At 70.5% G+C, this 15,355-nt stretch carries 15 protein-coding genes; all 15 read right to left on the reverse strand.

The genetic code is table 11. From position 1 onward, the window contains the following. Positions 1 to 127: 127 nt before the first annotated feature. Positions 128 to 2,365 carry a hypothetical protein gene (locus tag QBL21_RS18420; protein ID WP_407563305.1) on the reverse strand — a complete coding sequence of 746 codons (2,238 nt, stop codon included), beginning with the start codon at positions 2,363 to 2,365 and terminating at the stop codon, positions 128 to 130. 3 nt (positions 2,366 to 2,368) lie between these two features. Continuing rightward, complete coding sequence (locus QBL21_RS18425; RefSeq protein ID WP_407563306.1) at positions 2,369 to 7,024, reverse strand: hypothetical protein; 4,656 nt, start codon at positions 7,022 to 7,024, stop codon at positions 2,369 to 2,371. Between the two features lie 21 nt (positions 7,025 to 7,045). After that, positions 7,046 to 7,405, reverse strand: a complete 360-nt coding sequence (locus QBL21_RS18430) for a hypothetical protein (protein WP_407563307.1) — start codon at positions 7,403 to 7,405, stop codon at positions 7,046 to 7,048. A gap of 59 nt (positions 7,406 to 7,464) precedes the next feature. Continuing rightward, a complete protein-coding gene (locus tag QBL21_RS18435; protein ID WP_407563308.1) occupies positions 7,465 to 7,875 on the reverse strand; it encodes a hypothetical protein in 411 nt (136 codons plus the stop codon). A gap of 15 nt (positions 7,876 to 7,890) precedes the next feature. After that, a complete protein-coding gene (locus QBL21_RS18440; RefSeq protein WP_407563309.1) occupies positions 7,891 to 8,247 on the reverse strand; it encodes a hypothetical protein in 357 nt (118 codons plus the stop codon). 90 nt (positions 8,248 to 8,337) lie between these two features. Further along, a complete protein-coding gene (locus QBL21_RS18445) occupies positions 8,338 to 8,922 on the reverse strand; it encodes a phage tail protein (protein ID WP_407563310.1) in 585 nt (194 codons plus the stop codon). A 73-nt stretch (positions 8,923 to 8,995) separates the two neighbouring features. Next, a complete protein-coding gene (locus QBL21_RS18450) occupies positions 8,996 to 9,394 on the reverse strand; it encodes a hypothetical protein (protein ID WP_407563311.1) in 399 nt (132 codons plus the stop codon). Next, positions 9,394 to 9,723, reverse strand: coding sequence for an HK97 gp10 family phage protein (locus QBL21_RS18455; RefSeq protein ID WP_407563312.1), 330 nt, complete (start codon positions 9,721 to 9,723; stop codon positions 9,394 to 9,396). The genes QBL21_RS18450 and QBL21_RS18455 overlap by 1 nt, the downstream gene beginning before the upstream one ends. Before the next feature lie 9 nt (positions 9,724 to 9,732). Further along, positions 9,733 to 10,092, reverse strand: a complete 360-nt coding sequence (locus QBL21_RS18460; protein ID WP_407563313.1) for a hypothetical protein — start codon at positions 10,090 to 10,092, stop codon at positions 9,733 to 9,735. After that, entirely contained in the window at positions 10,092 to 10,502 is a 411-nt protein-coding gene (locus QBL21_RS18465; protein ID WP_407563314.1) for a hypothetical protein, read from the reverse strand. The genes QBL21_RS18460 and QBL21_RS18465 overlap by 1 nt, the downstream gene beginning before the upstream one ends. A 10-nt stretch (positions 10,503 to 10,512) precedes the next feature. Further along, on the reverse strand, positions 10,513 to 11,538 hold the full coding sequence (locus QBL21_RS18470; RefSeq protein WP_407563315.1) for a glycosyltransferase family 4 protein: 1,026 nt from the start codon (positions 11,536 to 11,538) through the stop codon (positions 10,513 to 10,515). A 1-nt stretch (position 11,539) separates the two neighbouring features. Further along, the gene (locus QBL21_RS18475; RefSeq protein WP_407563316.1) at positions 11,540 to 12,499 is read right to left on the reverse strand and encodes a phage major capsid protein; all 960 of its coding nucleotides are present in this window, start codon (positions 12,497 to 12,499) and stop codon (positions 11,540 to 11,542) included. Between the two features lie 15 nt (positions 12,500 to 12,514). Next, positions 12,515 to 13,120 (reverse strand): hypothetical protein, encoded by a 606-nt coding sequence (locus tag QBL21_RS18480; RefSeq protein ID WP_407563317.1) that lies wholly within the window; start codon positions 13,118 to 13,120, stop codon positions 12,515 to 12,517. A gap of 55 nt (positions 13,121 to 13,175) precedes the next feature. Beyond that, positions 13,176 to 13,940, reverse strand: a complete 765-nt coding sequence (locus tag QBL21_RS18485) for a hypothetical protein (RefSeq protein WP_407563318.1) — start codon at positions 13,938 to 13,940, stop codon at positions 13,176 to 13,178. Next, on the reverse strand, positions 13,921 to 15,354 hold the full coding sequence (locus QBL21_RS18490; protein WP_407563319.1) for a phage portal protein: 1,434 nt from the start codon (positions 15,352 to 15,354) through the stop codon (positions 13,921 to 13,923). Before QBL21_RS18490 ends, QBL21_RS18485 begins: the two co-directional genes overlap by 20 nt. Position 15,355 lies beyond the last annotated feature (1 nt).

Consider the following 15,355-nt stretch of genomic DNA (forward strand, 5'->3'; position numbering starts at 1 on the left):
CGATCCGCCGCTATGCGGGAGGACGTCTACGCGTCCGGACGGCCAGTGGAGTTCGACGATGGATGCGAGGACATGGGAATGGGCGAGCGCAGCGAGGAACCGGTCCGACGGCGGCGGATACATCGCATCACCCCCCGACGGGACGGTTGAACAGCACGTCTTCCCAGGTCGCGAACCGGTCGAGCACGTCCTGCCATGTGGCGTTTTCGCTGAGGATGTCCTGCCAGGTTCGACCTGCGGAACCGCCGACGCCGACCGTGGTGGGCATGTCGGCCTGCGTCAGCGGCAGAGTCCACGCCCGCCAGCCCTCCCGCGCGTAGGGCGTGACCCGGGCCGCGGTCGCCTCACCGACGGCGACGTACACGTCTTCCTCGCCCATGCCCGGCGCGGCCTGCCACAGCAGGATGTTCCCGGAGTCGAGCAGCCAGTGCAGGGCGGTCCGTTCTGCGTCGTCGCGGGTCCACACGGTCAGCTCGCCCTCAAGGCCGCCGCGGACATCGGAGATGGTGACGGTGTTGCGCCGGCCGCGGACCCGGTGCCCGGCCTGCTCGATCGGCCGCGACCAGTCCGGCGCCTGCTGCACCAGCACCTTGAGGTTGCGCTGCGGCAGGCCGGGGTCCTTCAGCCAGGTGAAGTTCGCGTCACCGGGGTCGATGGTCACCTCGCTGCTGCTCCGCCACGTCGACAGCGCCCCGGTGCTCGCGGTGTAGGTTTCCGCCCAGTACGACACCGGCGCACCCAGTGGTGCCTCGTAGTCCTCGTACAGCAGCAGATCGCTGGCGATCGTCACGCGGTCGAGCAGCCCGTCGGGGCCGCGGACCAGGGTGCGGTGCCCGTCTGCGCCGACCCGCCACAGGCTAAGCAGTTCGCCGGGCTCCAGTTCCCGCATCGTGATCGTGACGCTCGCCGTCTCCGGCTGCACGACGGCCTCGAAAATGGGCAGCACGTGCCACATCGCCACCCGGTCGACCGCCAGCGTCGATGAAACGGCGCCCGCCGTCAGTTCGTACTCGATCTCCGCCGCCTCCGCCCCGGCGGGAGCGGCGAAGTCGTTCCAGGGGCGCCACCAGCCCGGCGTCGGAACCGCGGCAGAGGCCGCGGCCGTGGTGCTGATCAGGGTCCCGCCGGAGTCGAACCAGCGCACACCGCGGATGATGTTCCACGACCCTGCGGTGACGTTGCTGTGCATCTCGATGCGGTACGCCAGCCCGGACACGTCCCCGCCCAGGTCCCAGCGCGGGGAGCGCACCACCGAGGTGGTGGCCGTCGCGCTGGAGACGATCAGGCTGTAGGAGCCGTCGTAGGCCGTCGTTCCCCACGGCGTCGAGCGGGCGAGCGTCGCCACGCCCGATGCCACCGTCCAGCCTGAGACGCCCTGCTCGAACGAGCTGTCCGCATACGGCACCACGCTGTCCGGGCGGAACTCCAGCGCACTGCGGATGACGGCCTGCTCGACCCGCAGCACCTGGCTCAGGGTCGCGCCGTCGATTCCCGCGGCGATGGCGCACGACACCGCGCCCGCGGGGGCGACCGCAGACGCCCGCTGCCGGTACCAGCCGGTGCCCGGCGCGGCCAGCTCGCCGCGCGTCGCCTGGATTTCCGTGTCCGCGGCGTCGTAGAACCGCAGCTCAAGCCACGTATCGGACCCGCTCGTCGGCGGGTTGAGGTGGCAGTACGCCAGGTACTCCACGCCTTCGGTGCACGGCGCGAGCTGGGTGAGCATCGCCCGGTCCCCGGCGGTGGTGACCGTCATGGCCATGGTGTGGCCGCCGGCGGAGTAGTAGTCGACCGGCCACGACACCGGCGGCGCCTGCCGCGCGACCGTGACGCTGCCCAGGCCCGTCCACCCGGTGGCGTCGATCTCCGGGGACTCAGTGTTCCACGGCAGCAGGTTGCCCATCTGCCGCTGCGGCAGCCCGAGGTACACGTTCTCGAAGAACGAGATCACCGCACCGGCGGCGGGGGTGGAGGACAGGAGCACCTGCGCGCGGGCTGCGTCCGGCGGCGCCGTCCCGCCCACGCTGATGCGGTGCCACGACGCCGAGGCGGACGACGTCGTCAGCGACCAGGTGATCGAGACTTCCGCGTTCGCCGCGTTCAGCCACCGGATGCCGATGCGCTCCGGCACCGTCGACCCCGACGCATCGGCCAGCGCATGGTAGGTCTCGCCCGGTGCGATGGGATAGGAGGTGACGGTGCGGGCCTGCATCTCCCCCGCGGCCACCGACTTGACGATCAGCGTTCCGTCGCCGTTACGGCCACCGGAGCCCAAGGAGATCGTGCAGTTCAGCTTGGGTGTCCAGCCGGAGGTGTTGGGGTCGATGCTCTCGGTCGTCGCGCTGAGGAAGTTCCCCGGGATCGCCACCGGTCACCCCCTCCGGCCCGAGCGAAGGACGGTCGCCAGTTCACGGTTCTCGTCCTGCACGACGCCGCGGACCTTGCCGAGAAACTCCCCGGAGTCGAGGTACAGGTCGCCGACCAGTTCGCTGGGGCCGGTCGAGGCGGCAACTCCGGTGGTGGCCGCCCCCTCCATCGCCTTGAACTGGCTCGGGGTGAGGACCGCCTCCGGCTCGGTGAGCCCGTTGAAGCCGAGGCCGCCCGGGGGCAGCCAGCCGCCGTCGTCGTACCAGCCGACGCGCTGGCTGTGCGCCCACGCCCCGGCCGGGTTGCCGTACCGGCCGTCGATGTAGCCCAGGCCCCACTTGATCTGCGTGGCCGGGTTGGTGCGCCAGTCGGAACCGGCCGACCGCATCTTCCAGGCGGGGAGCGACTGCGGGATGCCGTAGGCGCCGCTGGAGGGGTTGCGCGCGTTCCAGCGCCACCCACTCTCCCGCGTCCACAGCTTGTTCAGCGGTGGCCACTGGCGGTCGCCCCAGCCGAACTGCCCGAGCATTTCCCTCGCCGCGGACTTCGCTCCGGCGACGCCGGTGATGCTGCCGCCGCCGATACTCGGCGCGAAGCCGTACACACTGGAGAACATGGGGTGGTGGGCGCCTCGGGCCCGGCCGCCGACGAGAACTCCGTCGCCGCCCCTCGACTCGACGTTGACGCCGCCGAGGGTTCCCGCCGTGTGGCCGACGCCGCTGTGCGTGATGCCGACCTGGTACGGCGCCTTCAGCCCGCGCTTCCACCCCGGAGGCGCGGCACCGCCGGCGAAGGCGTGCGTGCTCCACCGACGGTGAGGCTTTTGCCCGCGGATCACAGACTCGATCGCCGAGATGAAACCGCTACAGTCCCAGCTCGGGTTGCCGTTGCCGCCCCACTGGTACCTCTTTCCGTGCTGGGTGCGGGCCCAGCTAAGGGCCTTGGAGACGCCGGGGCCGCCCCCGCCGCTGGCGCCGGAGACGAGTCCCTTCAGGCCGTCGAACACCATCTGGGGCAGGGCGAGGACCATCTTCCCGAACGTGCTGCCGCCGACCTTCTCCTTCAGCGGCCGGACCAGCGGGTCCAGGAGCTTGGCGAGGTTGCCGACCGGGTCCGACAGGAACTTCGCGCCGCGGGCGCTCCCTCCGGCACCGATCCCGACGAGACGGCCCAGGTCGCCGATGATGCCGCCGTCGGCCATGAGCTGCCCGCCGGCCTGCTCCCAGAGGCCGAGCGCCCGGCCCCTGTACTTCGGGTCGGTGGGGATCACGAACTCGGGGTGTCGCGGGTTGCCCTCACCTACGATCGCCGTGGGGCGGTTGAACACGCCAGGCGCCGCGGGGACGGCCCCGCCCGCTGCCAGGAGAGGGACCGTCTTCAGGTCCGGCAGGCCGGGGATCCATCCGCCGATCTTCTTCCAGACGCGGACGATGCCCTTGTTCCATACCGTGTTGAGCACGAAGTTGATCGGCTTCTTCGTCAGGCCCTTGATCTTTTCCCAAGCTCTGCCGATCGCGTCTTTCGCCGTCCCGAAGGCGTCGGCGACTCTCCTGATGGCTGACTTCAGTGCGTTGAAGGCAGGCCGGATGCCCTTCTCCCACACGCCCTTGATGACGGACTTGATCCCGTTCCACACGGGGGTGACGACCTTGCGCCACAGCCAGCGGAACACATCCGCTAGGGCGCGGATAGCGGTCTTGACCAGGTTGAAGTAGCGCTTGACGACCTGGTTCCACCAGAACCGGAAGATCGCCCCGATCGCCTTGAAGACGACCTGGATGACCTTCCGCCAGAACCAGACGAAGACGGCGGCGACGGTCTGGACGTAGAACTTGACCAAGCTGAAGTACCGCTTGACGATGTTCTTCCACCAAAACTGGATGATCTTCCCGATGGCCTCGAAGACCCGCACATAGATCGTTTTCCAGAGCCACATCGCGATGTCGCCGAGGAGCCGCCAATAGGCGATCATGAAGTCGATGTACGGCTTGATGACCCGCGTCCACAGCCATACGACGGCGACTTTGATCCCGGTCCATACGGCCTGCACGGCGGTCCGGAACCAGCCGAACCGCTTATAGGCGTAGATGATCGCGGCGACGAGCGCGACCACCGCGATGATGATCAGCGTGATCGGGTTCGCTGCGAACACCGCGTTCAGCAGGAACTGCGCGATGGTCCACAGCTTCGTCGCGATGATCACCAGGTAGATGCCCTGGATCAGCCAAGGCAGCGTCTCCGCAATGGACGCGACGCCGCGGGCCATCGCGCCCAGGATCTCCAGCGCCGGCCCGGACAGCGGCGCCAGCGACTTAGAGACCTCATAGAAGGCGCTGCCGATGTCGCCGAGGGCCTCGGCGAGGACCGGCGCCATGCGAGAGGAGTAGTCGAGGAAGTTCTCGAACGCCGGGCTGCCCTTGAGGCTGGTGCCCCAGTTCGCGAACCGCTCCGTGATCCCGATCATCCGGTCGGAGATCGTGTCCATGTGCGGCAGGAACGCCTGCACGATGCCGCCCAGGCCCTTGGCGATGTTGCCGATCGCGACGCCCAGGCCGACGATCGCCGGGCGGACGCTGCCCGCGAGATCCTTCTTGAACGACTTCCAGCCCTCGGACTTGAACCCCTTACTCGCCCGGTCCTGCAACTCGCCGATCGCCTTCGCCGCCTCCGTGACGAACGGCGTCAGCCCGGGTAGCGCCTTCCGTAGCCCGTTGATCGCCCGGGTGAAGATGGGCATAACCGCGGGCTGGAGGCTGCGCGACCAGCCGCTGAAGGCGCCGCGGAGCCGCACGAAGGCGTCGAACGTGTCGCGCGCCGACGGCGTCAGCTTCCCGAGCGCCTGGCGATACTTCTCCTGCGCCGTCGCCGCGGTGGACGCGCCGCCAGCAGTACTGAGCTGCGCCGACTTGATCTGCCGCTGCGCCGACGCGATGGAGTCCGCCGCAGACTGCTGCGCGGCAACAAGCTGCTCCTGCGCCCGCGCGACGGACCGGGCCCCGTCCTCCTGGACGCGGGTGACGTTGCGCTGCGCTTCGGCAACCCGGCCCTGCGCTGCGGCGATGTCCTGCTGGGACTGCACCTGCTGGCGGGCCGACTCCCGCTGGGCGTCCGCGAGATCCTCCGCCCGGTCGCGGACTGACCTCTGCGCGTCGGCGAGCCGCTGCTGCGCCGTGCGAACCTGATCGGAGCCGGCGACGCCCGCCCGGTCGGCGGCCTTCTTCTCCGCAGCCAGCCGCTTGGTATCGAGCTGCTGTTCCTTGAGGCGCTGCACCGCCTGGTCGTAGGCGAGCTGGGCACGCGCCTGCTCAAGCCTCGTGGCGTTCGACCCGGCGGCGCGGACCGCGGCGAGCTGACGCTCCGCGTCCTGCACGTCTAGGACCGCGTCCCGCTCGCTGAGCTGTGCGCTCGCGAGGCGGTTCCCGAGGTCGACCAGTTCGTCGGCGGCCTCGCGCCGGGCGGCAGTCAGATCCTGCTGCGCCTGCCGCGCGGACCTCTGCGCGCCCGCCAGCGACTCCTCGGCGTCCTCAACGCGCTCGGCCGCCTGCCGCTGCCGGTCCGCAGCCTGCTCCACCGCCGAGGCCAGCGACGCCTTCGCCGACTTGACCTGCTCGGCTGCCTGACGCTGATTCTCGGCGGCCTGCCTTACCGCATCGGATACGCCCTGCTCGGCCGATGCGATCTGTCGGGCCGCGTTCCTCTGCGCGGTCGCCAGGCCCTGCTTCGCCGAGGCGAGCTGCGTGTCCTGCCGGGCGGCTGCCGCGGCGGCCTGCCCGCCCTTAGCTGTGCTGGACGACGCGGCGTCCTGCGCTGCCTTCTGCGCCTGCAACGCCTTTGCGATGTCCATGACCGCCGGCGCCGCAGCGGCAGCCAGCGCGCCCACGCCGGCCGCAGCGGCGACCGCGGCGGCGGCGATCGACCCGATACCGGCCGCAAGGACCGGCACCGCCGGGATCACGACTAGGCCGCCGAGGGCGGCCGTGAGTACCAGCACCGCCATGACGGCCTGGCGGGTGGAGACGTTGATGTCGATGTCGCGGCTGTCGAGCGCCGACACCATCGCCCCGACGGCGGCAAGTTCCGCCATCGCCTGCCCGGCGTCGATACGGACCTGCACGTCCGCATCCGAGGACGCGAGGACGTGCAGCCGGGCCTGGATCTGCTCGATCTGCGCCAGGGCGGCGCCGGTGTCGATGTCGACGCCGATCTCCTGGTCGGACAGCCGCGCCAGTTGCGCGCGCAGCCGCAGGATCTCGGCCTGCGCGGGGGTGGTGTCGGCGTCGATCTCGACGTCCGGCAGGTTCCGCATCGCGGCCTCGATGCGGGCTCGGGCGGCGCGGGCGAATGCGCCGCCGGTCTCGTTGCCCTGCCGGGTGGCGGCCGGGCGCCCGGCCCGGCCGCCGTTGTTGACGCCGTCGCGGATGCTGTCGCTGACCTGCGCGACGATGCGCTGCCCGATCTGGCGGCCGATGCGCTGCCCGATGACCGACGCCGCGCCGCCCGCGGCGTCCGCCATCGCCGGACCAAATGAGCGCCCGGCAGCCTCCCCGGCGTCCTCCCCGGCGCGGCTCGCCTCGGGGACGAGCTGGGAACGCAGCCGGGCATAGATGCCGCGGGTGTTCGGGACGACATCGACCTCGACGGAGCCGACAGTGATCGCCACAGGAGGACTCCCTCCTGCGCGTTACGCGGCCCCGCCGTTGATCAGCCGGAACAGGTGCTCGGCGTTGGCATCGGTGAGCGCCGTCGTCCGGCGCTTCTTCTGCGGCTGCACACCCGGTCGTCGCATCGGCTCCGGCGGGGTGGGCTTCCCGGCCTTCTTCGGGTCCGAGTTCGCGACGGAGAAGGCGTACAGCGCCTGCCGCTGGACGTCGATGCTCGTGGCGAGCAGTTGCTCGACGTTCGACCAGCGACCCTTCTCCGGCTCCGCATCCTCCGACGCCTGCTCAAGCTCTTCCTCGGGGGTGGCGTTGCGGATCGCGGTCATCGTCGCGGACTCCGGCGGCAGGTGCTGGATCAGCACCCGCAGCCGTCGCCACGACAACTCGCCGCGGTAGATGCCGAGGAGGTCGGTGCCTGGGTAGTAGCGGGCGAAGTCGGCCTCTACCGCCTCCGCGTGCGCCTGGAGCGTCCGGCGGGTCCACGCGATTTCCCCAGGCTCTCACCGGCCTGACCTGCGGCGTCGGTAACGAATGACTCAAACTCGTCGTTCGTGGGGTCGATGTCGTCGTACAGGTCGAGGTCGTCGGGGTGGATGACGTGCTCGGAGAACACGGCGAACTCGCCGCGGGTGAGGGCGGTCTGCCACGACTGCCGCCACGCGCCGGGCGGCACGATGCGGATCTCCTCGCCTGCCAGCAGGGCGGTCACATAGTGGCCCTCGGCCTCGATCTCCTGCGCTTCGGCGGCGTCCACGTACTCCTCGTCCGGCTCTTCGGCCGGGAGGGTGGCACGCTGCGCGGCGCGGCGGGCGGGGGGCTTGCTGCTGGTCTTCTTGCGCGTGCTCGGGGGCATGGCGCGGGCCTCTCTCTAGCTGAACTCGTAGATGGCGAAGTCGTGGCCGCTGCTGATGAACCGGTCCTCGGCCCGCCACTGACGCTGGCCGGGGTCATCCAGGTCGCTATGGCTGCGATGTTCGGACTTGTTGTAGATCAGGGACAGGAGGTCAGGCAGCACCACGGTCTTGCCGTACTCGTCGCTGATGGGGCCGGAGATCGCGAGCTGGAGCCATCGATTGAAGGCGTCGCCGCGAGGCCAGTCGGGGTAGGCCTGGAAGTGGAACCGCCAGCCGATGCTGCTCTTGCCGAGGTGGATGCGCTCGGTCTGGCCGCAGTGTTCGCAGGCGTTCTCGCAGGCCGGGGTCTGAACGTAGTAGTTGGTGCCCATGGCGCGGGCCTTTCTGTGAGTGGCGCGGGCAGGGGGTTGGAGGTGGTGGGCCGGGCCCGCGCCAGGTCGGCCCACCACCCGTCTAGGGGGTCAGGAACCGGTGTAGGCGGGCGTCTCCGGCACGCGGTCCGCGTGATAGACCGTGTTGCCCTGGGCGTCCGGATAGGCGGTGATCGTCCACTCGAAGCCGGCGATTTCGTCCTGCTTGTGGGTCACGTCGGAGCGCTCGGTGATCTCGCCCTCCGGCACGTAGAAGCCGCGCTGGAACTCGCCGTCGAGGACGACGAACCAGAACGTGCGCCGGTCCGGCACCGGCGACGCGGTCTCCGCGAACGTCGTCAGCCCGCTGACAGGCTCCAGGTCTTCCACCGGCTTGCGGTACTGGAGCGACTGCACCGTCGTCCGGCCCGTCTCCCAGGCCGTGATGGAGAACGTCCGCAGGCTGGACGTGATGGAGGTGCGGATCGGGGCCGTGTAGCCCCACGGGGTGTACGACTGGCTGTCCTCGTCGAAGCCCTGGACGAGACCGTCTTCGGACAAGGCGCCGAGCGGCAGGTACGGCGCCTCCGGCTGCACCTCCGGGTCGCCGGGCGAGGTGGTGCCGAGCGTGGCTACCCAGCCGCCGCCGTTCGCGCCGACCTCCAGCAGGTCCGCCGCACGGGTGATGTTGACCATTAGGGTCTCCCAACATGCGAAATCCCCGCGCGGCGGCGGGGTTCAGTGACAGGTCCGGCGCGGGCCTGGCCGGTCAGGAGACCGGATGGAAGTAGATCGAATACGTGGCGCCAATACGGCGCAGCCCGGTGTTCTCGTAGGGGCGGCTGGCCGGTGCCGACAGGGTGTCGATGCGGCCGAACACCGCGGTCGCGGTGTCGGAGCCGCGGAGTTGCGTCATGAGCAGGCCGCGGATCGTGTGCGCCAGAGCGGCGGCCTCGCCCCTCGTGGCCGCGTACACGTCGATGTCGACGAGGGCGCGGTCCAGGCGGATGCCGTCGTCGCCGCCACCGGGTAGGCGTTCCACCTGCACCGTCGGCAGCTCGTCGAGGAGGTTGTTATCCAGCTCGTCGCGGACCACGACGCCGTCGAGGCGGGCACCCAGCCAGGCGATCAACTCCACCTCGATGTCGACGGAGCCGACGGCGGCCATCAGCGGCCACCGATCGCCGCAGCCCGCAGCAGCACGTGCCGGCCCGGGATGCGCTCCGTGCCGACCTCGACGATCCCGCCGTGCGGCGCCGTGTTGTACACCGTCGCCGTCGCCCGGTCCCGGCGCCGGCCCCCGCGGCGCGTCGAAGTGACGTGCCACGACGCCTTGTACAGCCCGGGGTGCGGGTCGTGCGCGGGGTCGCCGACCGGGGAGATGGACTCCGCCACGCCCTTGATGACGTGAGCGCGGCGCAGCATCTCCGCCTCCACCATCGGCGACTTGAGCAACTGGCCCACCCCGCGGCGGGACATGCGGAACTTCGCGGGCATCGCCCCTCCTCAACCGGTAACCCGGTCCGCGGCGAACTGCACCGGGCCGCGGGTGCCCGTGAACGGGCTGCGGCCCCAGTCGCCGGGCTCGCCGGTGATCTCGCACACCGCGCCGCGGATCCGCACCTGATCGGTCGTGCGCCAGTCAGCATGGGTCGGGTCGTAGACGGTGAAGCCGACGATGACGGTGTCGCGGGCCTGCTGCTGCTGGCCGCCCACATCCGGGGCGGCCTGCCGCGGCACCACCACAACCCCCGCAACGGGAGTCTCCGTCAGCGCGCCGGGGATCGGCTGGCCACGCTCATCCCGGCCCGGGGACGGGCCGCGGCGGAGCCGGACAATCGTCTCCCCGAACGGGTAGCCGGCCATCAGGCCCAGCCCCAGCCCGGTTTGTACTCCAGCCCGGCGCCGTAGGTGTCATCGACCGGCCACGTCGGCGACGGGTCTGCCGTCTCCGGCGTCGGGTCGACCGTGAAAGCGCCGCCACGGCCCGCCATACGCTTCAGCGCCCGCTCCTCGGCCTTCGTGAAGTACAGACCCGGCTGCGGGCGCTGCACCGACATGGGGCCGATGACCTCGTAGCTGACACCCTGGGGGTTCGCATACGCCCGGCCTGCGGCGGCAAGGATCACCACCGATGCGCCGTCCGGGAGCGGCGTCACGATCGTGCCTGCGAGCTTCGTCGCCTGATCCAGCAGGAGTTCGGCGCGCTCCCCGTCGATCTCGGCGAGGCCCAGGTACAGGCCCAGCTCTGTGGGTGTCGGGATCACGAACGCCATCACGACCTCCTCAGGCCAGGGCCTCCACCGCACTGCACCAGGCGGTCAGCTCCGCCGACGGATCCAGCTCCGCACTGCGGGCCTTCGCCCGCTTCGCCGCGAGCCGATACTCCGCCGTCGTGCCGAGCTTCCGCAGGACGGCCTCCCAGCCGTCGAGGTCAGAGCGGTCCACGAAGATCCCCGCCTCGCCCAGGCTTTCGGCGAGACCAGCAGTGGGATGCGCGACGACGGGGATACCGGACGCCATCGCCTCCACGCCGACACGGCCCCACGACTCGTAGGACGACGGCATCAGCAGCACCCGGGTGCGCGCGTAGACGCGCTCGCGCATCTCATCGCCCGGCACATGATCCAGCACCTGCACGTTCGGCAGGTCCGGGAGGATCTGCTCCCCATAGGCGCCGCGAACGGCAAGGAACTGCCGGTCCGGCATCCGCTCGGCGAGCTTCCGCAGAACGTTCCCGCCCTTGGCCTCGTTGCAGTTGACCAGCGTGATCGCCTTACCGGGCCTCGTCGCATACTCCGCAGCCGTCACCGGCGGGCGCACGATCATCCCGGCCGCCGGACGCACGGACTTCGGGTACTCGGCGTAGAACAGCTCCGCCTCACGGGCCATCCACTGGCTGTTGTACACCGCCAGCGCCGTGCCTCCGGCCGCCATGTCCCGGTACGTCGGCCGGTGGGTGTTGTGGCACACCACCACCAGCGGGCGGCCGTAGCCGCGGGCCAGCGCCGCCGTACTCGGCACGCACTCCAGGTGCGACACCAGCACATCCGCGCGGCGCACCGCCGACGCGAAATCCAGACGCGCCGCCTGCGGCACCACCCGGATCCCCTGGTACTCGTACTCCTCGCGTGCCCGCCCGTAGCGGGACAGCCACACCGACACGTCGTGCCCACGTTCCACCAGCGGACGCAGCATCGCGACGAGCATGTGCTCCGCCCCCGCATTGTGCTGCGGCGGGAAGGCGTGGAAGCGGGCGACGATACGCAGGGGCGCGGCCCCGCCCGGCGCGGAAGCCGGGACCGCCCCCACGTCAGGTACCGCTCGGGGTGCCGGTGAAGCGCACGAACGCCTCGACATCGCCCAGGATGAAGCCGTAGTACGCCTCTGCCAGGAGGAGCACCAGGTTCTCCTGGAATGCGGAGTGCACGCCGCCCTCCTCGTCGATGTACGTTGCCTCCCGAGAGAGCTTGACGCTGATCTCCATGCCGACGCCGTAGGCGGCCTGGGAGAAGTCGCCACCGATCGCCCGGAGGCCCGTGTCGACGCTCGTCGACTGGCGGCGCAGCTTGCCGGAGACGCTGCGGGAATACGCCAGCGGCTCACCGATCAGTTCGCCCGCGAGCGCCGTACCGGTGCCCGACGTCCGCCGGGTGGGGACGAACAGGGGCTCACCCGTGGTGCTCGTCGCCGCCAGCAGTTTGGGCTTGAGGCGATTGTCGGCGACGGTGCCGGTGTAGTCCCAGTCGTCGTCGATGATCTCTTCCATGCCGGCGACGAAGTCGCCCCAGATGCCGCCCATGTTCTGCGCCGTGGTGCCCAGCTCGACCTCCTTGGAGGTGTCCGCGAAGAAGTCCGCGAACGGCCCGGTGGCCCCCTTCATCGTCTTGCCGTGGATCGTCGCCATATCGAACGCGCGGGCGAACGCGGTCGGCAGGTCCCGCTGGAGCTGCGTCCACAGCCCGGCCGCGTTGCTGCTTGCGACCTCCATGGAGACCGGGATCAGCGTGGCGACCTTCTTGCCGGACATCTGCTTGACCTCGACGCCGCCGGAACTGATCGGCTTGCGGCCACCCTCAGACACCCAGTCGGCCGTCGGCACGTCCAGCGGCACCGGAACCGCCGTGTTCGCCGTCATCGCCAGCGGCACCCGCCGGGCCAGCGACATGACCGCGGAACCCTCGACAGACTTCTCGAAGATCGGGCCGACCAGTGTCTCCGGAAGGAAGACGGGGTCGATCGTGGACAGCTTGATCGGATCGGTGACAGGCATATGGGGCTCTCTTTCTCAGCCCCGCCCTGCGAGGCCGTTCTTGATGAAGTCGGCGAACACAGCGCCGGGGTCGGATGGGGATCGGTTGCCGTTGCCGGACGAGCCCTGCGAGCGGTCCGGAGCCGGACGCCGCGGGCCGGTATCGGCCGGCTTCGCCCAGTGCGGCTTGCGCTTCAGCAGCGCGCCGAGGTCCCGCTTGATGGCGTCCGCGTCGATGCCGCCCTCGTCATCGACGTAGGTCGTGAGGTCCAGCGCGCCGGCGGCATCCTCCGGGTCGGCGAACTCGGCTGCGGCCAGGGCCTCGACCTTCGAAGTGACCGCGGCGCGGATCGCCTTGGCGGCCTTCTCCTGCTGCGCGGTGAGCTGCTCCGTGAGCCGCTCCTGCTCGGACTTCTGCGCGTCCTCCAGTTCCTTGGCCTTCTTCGCCAGGGGCTCAAGTTCCTTCAGGCGGCGGCGCAGGTTCTCGTTCTCGGAGTTCTTCTTGTTCAGCGCCTTCTTCGCGCGCTCAGCGTCGAACGGTTCCTCGCCCTGCCCGCCCTCCGGGGGTGTGTTCGGCTCGGCGGCCGTCGCAGGCTCGGCCGGCTCGGTTTCCGGCGCAGGGGCAATCGGCTCTTCAGGCATGGTGAAACGGCCCTCCAGGGGCTGGGAGAAGACCGCCTCCGGGGCGGTCGGGAAACTACGAGACGGGCAGATGCCCGTGCTCGGCCAGCGCCCGCCGGAAGCGAGCGAGCTGGCTGCCGGAGTGCGGTGCGGCGTACTCCCGGTACAACCGCTCCCACTCCGCAGCATGCGCGGACAGCTCGAACCGCTGACCGCGGAAGACGGGGACGACGCCGCAGTGGCAGCCGTCGTGCGCCCGGAAACTAGCCGTGTCCCGCTGGTAGACCATTCCGCGGGTCGCCAGCATCTTGCAGAACGCGCACGCCCCGAGGGCCGCGGCGCGGGCGTAGCCGACGGCCTGCCGGTCCCGGCGCACCGCCCCCACGACCGTCCCGCGGCCCTGGTCGGTGACGAGCTTTTGCGCGACCGCCGCGGCCTTCTTCTGCGCCTGCTCCAGCCGCGTCCCGATGGGCTCGCGCTGAGCCGGCGTCGCCTCCTCCGGCTCCCGCGGCCACAGATCCTTCGTCGCCCACCGCAGCGACTTCTCGACCCGCTCGTCCGGCGGCGGGTCCAGCAGCGGCACCGTGAACCGGCCCGTCACCCGGGCCGCGACACGCTGCGCGTCGTAGTAGTCGGCCGCCAGGGATGAGGACGCCTGCCCGTAGGAGGCGACCAGCGCCCGCACAGCTTCGATCCAGTCCGGCACCGTCACCTGCAACCGGGACGGCACGATCAGCCGCCGCACACGCCGCACATCACGAACCAGCAGCCGCGTCAGGCCGCGCTGCGCCCGCCGGTACCGGGCGGCCGGCTCGCCGCCGTCAGAGACCGTCGTCGCCACCGGAGTCCTCCGGCTCCTCGTCCGGCTGCTCCTCGTCGCCGAGTTCGGTCAGCCGGTCGAGGATCTGGCGGCCCTGCGCCCGGCGGCGCTCGGCGGCGACCCGCTGCCGCTGATCCTCCGACAGCCCCGCCATCTCCAGCGCCACGTCGGAGTCCGGCGGCAGCAGTCCGGCTTGGACCATCTTCACCGCGGCGTCCGTCTGCGCGGCGATCGTCGGCGTCGCGGGGTTCCGCCACACGCACTCGATGCGCCCGTCCGGGACCTGTCCGCGCCACATCCACAGCGCCAGCCGCATCGAGTCCCGGTGTGTCGCCGAGAAGCGGCGGATGCGGCGTTCGGCCTTCTTGACGAGCATGCCCTCGGAGGAGCGGATGGCATCCGCGCTCGCCGGGTTGTCGCTGGTGTAGCCGAGCATGTGCGGCGGCAGGCCGAGTTGCGTCGCCATGATGCGGGCGTACAGGTCGATGATCTTCGTCTGGCCGGACGGGTCGTGGGCGGTGAACTGGCCGACCTGTGGCAGCTCGCCCTCTTCGTCCCGCTCCAGGGCGAGGACACGGCCGATGTACGTCTCCCAGGCGCTCTTCGGGTTGCCGTCCGCGTCCTGGAACGCCGCCTCGGAGGCGCCGAGGATCCAGCGGGCCGGGGCGCCGAAGAACTCGGCGGCCACCTCAATGCCCATCAGTCGGCGGCACGCCGCGTCTGTGATCGACATGACTTCCGGCGTGATCTCCGACTTCCCGACGCGGTCGCCGGTGCGCTGACGGTTCGCCATCCGCAGCACCGGGACGACGCCGAGCCGGTGCGCATCCCGCTCCACGACCTCCCAGCCGCCGCCCGGGGACTCCACGGCGTATACGGTCTGGTTCGGCAGGTACAGCGACACCATGCGGTCGTCATCCGCCAGGCCGAAGCCCATCCGGTTGCCGGTGGACTCCCGCAGCGCCGACAGCGCCACCCGGAGGCGCGCATCCCACTCCAGCGTCATGTCCAGCGGCGACTCATACGTGATGATCGGCGGCAGATCCGGCTCCTCCGCGCTTCCCACCGTCACGTACTCACGGCCGTAGGTCAGCGCGTCCAGATGCGCGAGACTGCACTCGTCGAATAGGTCGTTCGACTCGGCGACCGCCTCTAGGTCCGCGGCGTCCGAGCCGTCAGCCCAGCGGAACGCCTCCAGATCGAGGCGCTGCTCCAGCGCCTCGACGCCGATCCTTGGCCAGCCGATGACCGTGTGCAAGCCCTTGAGCTGCGACGGAATCGAGATGCCCAGGTCACGCACGAGCTGCTCGCCGTTGAAATACGAGTCCAGCAAATCCAGGCGGAAACGGTGCGCCATCAGATCGGTGCGCAGATGCGTGATCAGATCCAGCTCATCCGCAGACAGCGACACCAGAGGGAGCGTCGGTGTGGTCATC

The sequence above is a fragment of the Streptomyces sp. 184 genome, assembly GCF_045781775.1.
GTDB lineage: Bacteria > Actinomycetota > Actinomycetes > Streptomycetales > Streptomycetaceae > Streptomyces.